This window comes from Terriglobales bacterium, assembly GCA_035624475.1.
Taxonomy (GTDB): domain Bacteria; phylum Acidobacteriota; class Terriglobia; order Terriglobales; family Acidobacteriaceae; genus DASPRL01.
Genome location: DASPRL010000274.1, coordinates 1 through 6821, shown reverse-complemented (window position 1 = coordinate 6821; position 6821 = coordinate 1). Strand labels below are relative to the sequence as shown.

Sequence of the window (6821 nt, the reverse complement as noted above, 5' to 3'; positions counted from 1 at the left end):
GCCGCCCGAAACTGCCTTGAGCACGTAACGCAGGGGATCCGGAGTTGCCTCCAGCAGGCGCAGGTCCTTACGCTTGGCGAAGCGCTCGCGCGCGGCCGGATCAAAGGCGGAGGCGATGATGCACTCGATGAACAGCGCCACCCCGTTGTGGCGCAGGCCGGCGATGGCCTCGGCGGTGGGGCCGTCCACCGGGCGGTTGAGCGCGATCACCCCGCCGAAGGCGGAGACGGGGTCGCCGGCAAAGGCCCTCTGGAAGGCCTCGATGGCGTCTTTCCCGGTGGCGCTGCCGCAGGGGTTGGTGTGCTTGATGATGCAGCAGAAGGGCTCGTCGAACTCCAGCGCGAGCTCCCAGGCCGCCTGCAGGTCCACAATGTTGTTGTAGGAGAGTTCCTTGCCCTGGAGCTGGCGGCCATTGGCCACGCCGCGGACGGAGCCGTCAGAGTACATGGCGGCCTTCTGGTGCGGGTTCTCGCCGTAGCGCAGGTCCATCACCTTGCGATAAGAGAGGCGCAGGGTCTCGGGAAACGCGGCGGGCGGCCCCAGTTCGAGGTGACCATCCTTGGCTGCCACGCGCTCCAGGGTGGAGGCGATGGCGGAATCATAAGCGGCGGTGGTGGCAAAGGCCTTCTGCGCCAGCCGCCACTGGGTTGCCAGGGAGAGCGCGCCGCCGGACTTTTCCATCTCCTCGGCCAGGGCGGCGTAGTCGGCGGGCGAGGTGACGACCGCAACGTCCTGAAAGTTCTTGGCGGCGGAGCGGATCATGGAAGGCCCGCCGATGTCGATGTTCTCGATGATCTCCTGGAACTCCGCGCCGGGTTGCGCCGCCGTTTTCTCGAAGGCGTAGAGGTTGACCACCACCATGTCGATGGGCAGGATGCCGTGCTGGGCGACGGCGGTGCGGTGCTCCGCCTTGGCGCGCAAGTGCAGGATGCCGCCGTGCACCTTGGGGTGCAGCGTCTTGACCCGGCCGTCGAGCATCTCGGGAAAGCCGGTGAGTTCGGAGATGTCCTTCACTGCCACACCGGCCTCGCGCAGCAGCTTGGCCGTGCCCCCGGTGGAGACCAGCTCCACGCCCAGGGCGGCGAGGCGGCGGGCGAAGTCGGCGACCCCGGTCTTGTCGGTGACGCTGAGGATGGCGCGCTGGATCCTGGACACGTTCCCCCCCTTGGGCGACGGGGAGCCGCGCTTCGGAGGCATCGCGGCCGCGAAGGCGGGCTCCGGTTCGATTGTGGTTGGTAATGCGTTCGCGAGCGCGGCCGGGCCCGCCGCGCTCCTGGGACTCACGTCTTGGCCTTGGCTTTCAGCCGCACTTGGCCCTTTTCCACTTCCACCGAGTATTCCACCGAATGGCAGCCGTAGTCCTTGCGGATCTGCTCGGTCTTCTTTTTTACGAAGGCCTTGAACGAATCGAAGTTCCCCCCGGCTCCCGCGGCCTCGCCGGACTGCTTCCTGGCGTCCATCATGGCGTCGAACAGCTTCTGCACGTTGTCGTGCTCCTTCTCCACGTCGGAGCAGTGCACCCGGAAGGGCTCCGGGGCGACCTGGCCCTCGGGGGCCTCCTCTAGGGCCTCGGCGGCCGCCTGCTCCTCTTCGCGGCGCATGCCGGCGATGCCCAGCACGGCGTCCTGGGGCCGCTGGTAGCCCTCCTCCTTGATGCGCAATTTCTTGCGCCAAAGGTCGCTGAACAGGGCGTATTTCTGCGCGATGGAGTTGTACCGGAAGCGCTGAGCGAAGTTCAGGCGCTGCGAGTCGCTGTATTTCTTGAGCAACGACTTCACCCGCCACTCCGTGTCCTCCGGAGGCTTCCGGGAGCCGCCCCCGAAGAACATGTCGTACTCGATCTTGAGCCGGCGCAAGGCTTCGTCGAGGACATTCAGTTCCTCATCGACCGTCACAAGTCACCCCGGGGTGGAAAAGCGGACTATACCACTGAAAATCATACCCGACCAGCGGGCGGGTGGGGAGTCGGCCACGGCCGCGCGCACGCGCGCCGACGCCGGCCGCAGAGGTGTGGAGCGGCCGCTAGCGCCCGCCGCTGGCGGCCATCTTCTTCACCATGGCCAGCACCAGCTTGCGGTCGCTGTCGTTGAGGCTGGAGGAATACCGCCGGATCTGGGTGAGGAAGCGGACCTCGTCCTCGCTCAATTGGGGGATGTTCTTGGCGTGCCCGTTGTCGTTGACGTGCTCGGCGAAGAAGTGGGCCAGCGGCATCTCCATGGCCCCGGCAATCTTGGCCAGCGTGTCCAGCGAGGGGATGGTGTGACCGTTCTCCACCCGGGAAAGGTAGCAGCGCAGCAGCCCGGTGCGCTTCTCGATGTCGCCCTGCGACATCCCTTTTTGCAAGCGAAAATTCCGAATGGTTTCGCCGATATTCATATCGGGCCGGCCAACCAGGTCATCCAAGGGCGTTCGGGGAGTGCGGGAATAGTAATCAGGGGGCAACCGGGTTGCAAGCAGAATTTTTCTTTCTCGATACCCCAAGCGCGCGCGCTGCGGCCGCGCCCGGCTTCACTTCCGGTGCAGGTCCAGCTCCAGGTAGAGGGTGTGCGGCATGGGATTGTCGCGGTAGGGCAGGATCTCGCAGAAACCCAGCCTGCGGTACAGCGCCACCGCGCTCTGCATCTTGTCGGCGACCGTGTCCAGCCGCATCTTCTCGTAACCGAGGGCGCGGGCCTCGGCGATCACGGCGTCGGCCAGCGCCCGCCCCACGCCTTTGCCCTGGAAGGCAGGACGCACGTACAGGCGCTTCATCTCGCAGATGGACTCGCTCAGCGGGCGCAGGGCCACGCATCCCGCCGGCTCTTCGGCTCCTTCGGCGTGGGCCAGCAGCAGCCGCCCCGCGGGCGGCGCGTACTGCCAGGGAAGCTCGGCCAGCTCCTTGTCGAAGCCCTGGAAGCACAAGCTGAAGCGCAGCCACTGGGCGTATTCCAGGAAGAGCTCGCGCGCGTGCTCGATCTGCTCCGGGGTCTCGGCCCGCACGACCTGGAGCGCGACCGCCTTCACCCCATCACCATCCCGCCGTTCACGTTGAGCACGTGCCCGGTGATGTAGCCGGCCTCGTCGGAGGCCAGGAAGCGCACCGCGTGGGCCACGTCCAGGTCGCTGCCCGGCCGTCCCTGGGGGATGGCCTTGAGCATGGCCTCCTTCTGCTCCTGGGTGAGGCCCTCGGTCATAGCGCTTTCGATGTAGCCCGGGGCCACGGCGTTGCAGGTGATGTTGCGCGAGGCCACCTCGCGCGCCACCGCCAGGGTCAGCCCGATCAAGCCAGCCTTGGAGGCGGCGTAGTTGGCCTGCCCCGCCTGCCCCATCTGCCCCACCACGCTGGTGATGTTGATGATCCGCCCCCAGCGCTGCTTGAGCATGGAACTCATCACCTGCTGGATGCAGAGATGGGCGCCGGTGAGGTTGGTGGCCAGCACCGCATCCCAGTCGGCGCGCTTCATGCGCAGCACCAGGCCATCGCGGGTGATGCCGGCGTTATTGACCAGGATGTCGATCTTGGAGAAGCGCTCGAGAGCAACCTGGATGGCGGACTTGATCTGCTCTTCGCTGGCGACGTCCATGGGAAAGGCGGCAGCCTGCCCGCCGCCGGCCGCGATCTCCTCCGCCACGTGGGCCAGCTTCTCCTGATTGCGGGCCGCCAGAGCCACGGCCGCGCCCGCCTGCGCCAGCACCAGCGCGCACGCCCGCCCGATCCCCTGCGACGCTCCCGTCACCAGCGCCACGCGCCCCTTGAGTGTGGTCATAAGCCTCCTGGGAATCCTGGGGAAGCGGGAATTATATCGTCCCGGTGGATAGTGAATAGTGGATAGTGGATAGAAAGAGCTCACCGATTCGTATCAGGGCACCGCTTCAGCGGTCCCACAAGAAGTGCTCATTGAGCTTGTCATCCGAGGGAGCCCCAGGGTTCTGGAGCGCAGCGCGACTCGCGATGCCCTGCGTACCAGCCGCAGGACACCCCTCGCTCAGGATGACAATTCGGAGGAGTGCGCGGCGTCCCTGCGGAACAGGGCCCGCAGCAGGGGCAGGGGCAGCAGGGTGGTCACCACGGTCATCACGATGACGATGGCGTAGGCGCGCTGCGAGATCATCCCCATCTGCAGCCCGATGAGGGCGATGATGAGCGCCACCTCGCCGCGCGGGGTCATGCCCAGGCCGACCTTCAAGGCGTCGCGCCAGCCCTCGCGCAGCACGGGCAGGCCGCAGCCGCCCACCTTCGAGACCACCGCCAGCAGCGTCACCACCGCCGCCACCAGTCCCACCTCGGGGGTGAAGGCGCGCAGGTCGAGCTTGGCACCCATGGCGAAGAAGAAGAAGGGGGCCAGGAACTCGTTGATGGCATTCACCCGCGGGTACAGGTTCCACTCTTCGGAGTAATCGGCGAAGATCAGCCCGGCGAAGAAGGCGCCGATGATGGCGGCCATGCCGATGCTCGACGCCGCCACCGACAGCCCCAGGCACAGCGCCAGCGCCAGCACCAGGGGCGCATTCTGGATGGAGAGCTTTTTCACTCCCGGGCGCACGCGATGGATGACCCGCGGTCCCACCAGGATCATGAACAGGGCAAAGGCCACGGCCTCGGCGGTCAGCACGCCCAACTGCAGCCAGTTGACCCCGCCGCTGGCGGCCAGGCCGGAAACCACGGCCAGCAGCACCATGCCCAGGATGTCGTCGAAGACCGCCGCCCCCAGGATGACGCGGGCCACGCGCGTCTGCAGCGCCTTCAGGTCGGCCAGCACGCGCGCGGTGATGCCGACGCTGGTGGCCACCATGGCCGCGGCCACGAAGGTGGCCTCGTGGGCGGGCTCGCCGCGCAGCGCCAGGTAGGCAAAGCCCAGGCCGAAGGGGGCCACCACTCCCAGCACCGCCACCTGCAGCGAGCGTCCGCCCACCTTCACCAGGTCCTTGGGATGGGTCGCCAGTCCCACCGTGAACAGCAGGAAGATGGCGCCGATGCCGGCGATGGCGTTGATGGTCTCGCTGGGCGCGACCCAGGCCAGCAGCGACGGCCCCAGCAGCACTCCCGCCAGGATCTCGCCCAGCACCGCCGGCAGGGCCAGGCGCTCGAACAGCTCGCCCAGCAGCTTCGCGCACACGAAGATCACCAGCATCTCCAGCAGCAGTTCGTGGCCGGTGTGGGTCATGGTGTGGGATCCCGTGGGCAAACGGAGCGACAGGTCTTGTTTACCTCAGGGGAGGGGTTTGCGCTACCGCATTCGACGCGACCGGAAAGACGCGGTCCCGCCGCCTCGGGGGCAGTGGGACCGCTTCTCAGGCAGCGGCCACCGCCGCCATCTGCAGCCGTTCAGCGGCCCCCAGAAAGGAATCAAACCAGCGGAAGGCGTTGGTGTGGCGCACCCGGCGGCGCATCCGCCGCATGCGCGCCCGGCGCTCGCCCGCCTCCATGGTCAGGGCCTGGCGCAGCGCTGCCGCCACCCCTTCCACGTCGTAGGGGTTCACCAGGATGGCGCCGCAACCCAACTCGACGGCCGCTCCCGCATACTCGCTCAGCACCAGCACCCCGTCCTGGTCGCCGCGGGCGGCGCAGTATTCCTTGGCCACCAGGTTCATGCCGTCCTTGAGCGGGGTGATGAGAGCGACGTCGGCGGCGCGGTAGTAGGAGAACAGCTCCGCCGGGGGAAGCTGGCGGTAGAGATAGTGCACGGGGACCCACCCGGTCTGGCCGTGCTCGCCGTTGATCTGGCTCACCAGCCGCTCCACTTCCAGCTTGAGTTCCTGGTAGCGGGGCAGGTCGGCGCGGCTGGGCACCACCACCTGCACCAGAGTGACCTTGGGCACGCCGGGCTGGCGCAGCAGGGCGCGGAAGGCCTTCAGCCGCTCGGGGATGCCCTTGGTGTAGTCCAGCCGGTCCACGCCCAGAACCACCTGGCAGGGAGCCAGGTCGGCGCGGATGCGGGCGGCGGCGTGCGCGGCCTCCGCCGCTTGCGCCTGCCGCTCCACCGCCGCGAAATCGATGCCGATGGGGAAGCTTCCCGCCCAGGTGCTGCCGCCTTCGGTCTGCACCTGCACCAGTTCTTCCTGCCGGTGCAGCAGGGCCTGAGGTACCAGCCGGCGCAAGCAGTTGGCGAAGTTGCGCAGATCGCGCGGAGTCTGGAACCCGACCAGGCCATAGGCCAGCAGGCCTTCCAGGACCTGCCGCCGCCAGGGCAGCTTCTCGAAGATGTCGGGCGCGGGAAAGGGGATGTGCAGGAAGAAGCCGGTGCGGCGCCGGGCGCTGCTCTCCCGCAGCTTCTGCCCCGCCAGCATGAGATGGTAATCGTGCACCCACACGAAATCCTCGGGCGCGCTGGCCTCGGCGATCACGGCGGCGAACTTGGCATTCACCCGCTGGTAGCTTTCCCAGTACGCAGGCTCGAAATTGCAGCGTGACTGCAGATCGTGGAAGAGCGGCCAGACGATCTCGTTGGAGAAGCCGCAATAGAAGCCCGACTTCTCTTCCGCGGTCAGGAAGACGGGCTGGAGGCGGTAGCCGGGCTCGGCGTGCGCCGCCAGCAAGCGCTCCACTTCCGGATCCCGGTCGGTGCCGGTCCATCCGATCCAGGTACCGCGGGCGCCGGCCACCGCGGGCATCAGGGCGCTGACCAGTCCCCCCGCGCCGGCCTGCACCTTCCAGGATGCCTCCTCCCGCTCCAGAACCACCGGCAGGCGGTTGGAGACCATGACCAAGGGCCTGTTCCCGGACCTCACAGTTCACCTCCGGCAGCCAGCAGCCATTCGTTGAGGAACTGTGCAACCCCCTCCGGAGGGGCCACCCAGACTTCGGCCGCGGTGGGACGAGGACGCGGCCTCACCAGCACGCC

At 67.7% G+C, this 6821-nt stretch carries 7 protein-coding genes; all 7 read right to left on the bottom strand.

The window, feature by feature from the left end; all coding sequences use genetic code 11:
* The coding region (gene purH, locus VEG08_10925) for a bifunctional phosphoribosylaminoimidazolecarboxamide formyltransferase/IMP cyclohydrolase (protein HXZ28496.1) at positions 1-1155 on the bottom strand (1155 nt) is incomplete at its 3' end.
* Between the two features lie 125 nt (positions 1156-1280).
* Positions 1281-1895, bottom strand: a complete 615-nt coding sequence (locus tag VEG08_10920) for an MXAN_5187 C-terminal domain-containing protein (GenBank protein ID HXZ28495.1) — start codon at positions 1893-1895, stop codon at positions 1281-1283.
* A 127-nt stretch (positions 1896-2022) separates the two neighbouring features.
* On the bottom strand, positions 2023-2376 hold the full coding sequence (locus VEG08_10915; GenBank protein HXZ28494.1) for a helix-turn-helix transcriptional regulator: 354 nt from the start codon (positions 2374-2376) through the stop codon (positions 2023-2025).
* 132 nt (positions 2377-2508) lie between these two features.
* Positions 2509-3003, bottom strand: coding sequence for a GNAT family N-acetyltransferase (locus VEG08_10910; GenBank protein HXZ28493.1), 495 nt, complete (start codon positions 3001-3003; stop codon positions 2509-2511).
* The gene (fabG, locus tag VEG08_10905; protein ID HXZ28492.1) at positions 3000-3746 is read right to left on the bottom strand and encodes a 3-oxoacyl-[acyl-carrier-protein] reductase; all 747 of its coding nucleotides are present in this window, start codon (positions 3744-3746) and stop codon (positions 3000-3002) included. Before fabG ends, VEG08_10910 begins: the two co-directional genes overlap by 4 nt.
* 219 nt (positions 3747-3965) lie before the next feature.
* The gene (locus VEG08_10900) at positions 3966-5144 is read right to left on the bottom strand and encodes a cation:proton antiporter (GenBank protein ID HXZ28491.1); all 1179 of its coding nucleotides are present in this window, start codon (positions 5142-5144) and stop codon (positions 3966-3968) included.
* 127 nt (positions 5145-5271) lie between these two features.
* Positions 5272-6681 carry a trehalose-6-phosphate synthase gene (locus VEG08_10895; protein ID HXZ28490.1) on the bottom strand — a complete coding sequence of 470 codons (1410 nt, stop codon included), beginning with the start codon at positions 6679-6681 and terminating at the stop codon, positions 5272-5274.
* Positions 6682-6821: the final 140 nt, after the last annotated feature.